Raw genomic sequence first — 345 nt, 5'->3', positions numbered from 1 at the left:
TAATACCATCCGTGGTTAAATTAGCCACTCCACTCGTAAAATCACCAGCTTGATTCAATATATTACTTGCTCCCGATCCTAAACCTGTCACCGTTCCTCCCAAGGAATTCGTCACCGTTACATTGTTTGTTGAGGCATTAAATCCTGTTACTGTATTTCCATAAGCATCTTGGGCTGTCAAGGTATTCGTTCCTGTGAATGCTGTGCCATTGGTTTGAGGACTCGTTAAGCTTACTGCCAATTTATTGAAGGCTGCTGCACTTACTGCTACGCTCAATCGATCTGCTCCGGCGGCTGATATTGCTCCATCTGTTACTGCCACTAAAGCTGTTTCCACATTGTACA

At 44.1% G+C, this 345-nt stretch carries 1 protein-coding gene; it reads right to left on the bottom strand.

The features are described from left to right. Positions 1 to 345, bottom strand: a 345-nt coding sequence (locus tag G9H60_RS13295) for a hypothetical protein (RefSeq protein ID WP_223144522.1), incomplete at both ends; no start/stop codon positions are given.

It is taken from the genome of Aquirufa aurantiipilula, assembly GCF_019923745.1.
Lineage (GTDB): Bacteria > Bacteroidota > Bacteroidia > Cytophagales > Spirosomataceae > Aquirufa > Aquirufa aurantiipilula.
Note: the sequence above shows the minus strand (reverse complement) of the source record. Positions and strands in the feature narration are given on the sequence as shown.